This is a genomic window from Gardnerella vaginalis (genome assembly GCF_001546455.1).
In the GTDB taxonomy this organism is placed as follows: domain Bacteria; phylum Actinomycetota; class Actinomycetes; order Actinomycetales; family Bifidobacteriaceae; genus Bifidobacterium; species Bifidobacterium vaginale_B.
Map to the genome: position 1 here is coordinate 1 of NZ_KQ956803.1, position 1,218 is coordinate 1,218.

Sequence of the window (1,218 nt, forward strand, 5' to 3'; positions counted from 1 at the left end):
TTCTTCTTCTCAACTTCAGGCTTGCCTGGCTTACCTGGCTTACCTGGCTGACCTGGCTGACCTGGCTGGCCATCTGGTACGAAACCACCAACACCAGGAAGAGTAGTTGGAACCAATGGATCAGTAATCTGTGGAAGATCAGCTGGAAGCTTCACACCATCGCGAATAGCAGCATTGTAAGCAGCCTTGTAGGCTTCCAAAGCCTTATTGTAAGCAACAGCAGCCTTCTCAGCCTCACCCTTAGCCTTCTCAAGCTCACGAGCAGCCTTCTGTTCAGCCGTAGTAGCAGCATCCAGCTCAGCCTGAGCACGAGCCTCAGTATCCTTCAAAGCCTTGTAAGCAGTTTTATCAGAAAGATCCAAACCAGCAGCCTCTGCATCAGAAACAGCCTTCTGAGCAGCCTTGAAGTTAGCCGTAGCCATCTTCAAATCAGCATCAGCCTTCTGCCAAGCCTCAAACTTCTCGCTGTAAGTCTTCATCTTATCTGCATGATCAGCCTTAGTAGCATCAAGCTTGGTCTTAGCACCAGAAACGCGAGCAATGTGATATTCCTTGGTGTGGAAGCTCTTCTCAAGATCAGAAGCAGCATCAGCAGCAGCCTGAGCCTTCTTCAAAGCCTCAGCCAAGTCGTAAACCTTAGCCTTAGCAGTGGCAAGATCTTGCTTAGCCTTAGCTAACTTGGTAGCATTTTCATCCTGATTCTTAAGAGCAGTGCTTAAAGCATTAACCTTAGCTTCATCAGCAACCTCGCACTTGGTAGTATTACGAGTGATTGCGCCGCCCTGTTGTGCAGCATTAAAGTACTTCGCAAACAATGTATCGCCAAGATCTTTCTTAGCGTCAGCAACCTTCTGAGCCAAACCAGTCTCAGCATCCTCAGCAGCCTTCTGAGCAGCCTCAGCATCAGCGATAGCCTTGTTGTTATCATCAACAGCCTTCTGAGCAGTCTTAAGAACCTCAGCAGGAGTTGGCTGCTTGGTCTCATCCTTAGCGAATGCTGGGGTGGCCATTGCGAAGCCGGCAAGCAAAGTTGCGCCAGCAGCGAAAGCGGCGATAGCCTTCTTATTCATCATTTTAATTTCCTTTCTTCTTCTCCTCTGCGTTAGGGGCGCAGAGAAAAATTTGCTCCACAATCCAAAGTGGACTGTGGCACACGGCCAAACTAGGTGCGGCCATGTTTGCTATTAACATACCCCCCCCCCGTTTAAAAAAGTCAAG

General features: G+C 49.0%; 1 protein-coding gene. It reads right to left on the reverse strand.

Features of this window, described 5'->3' with window-relative positions:
* A partial coding sequence (locus HMPREF3216_RS06500) for a hypothetical protein (protein WP_060786434.1) occupies nucleotides 1-1,073 on the reverse strand: 1,073 nt, incomplete at its 3' end.
* Nucleotides 1,074-1,218: the final 145 nt, after the last annotated feature.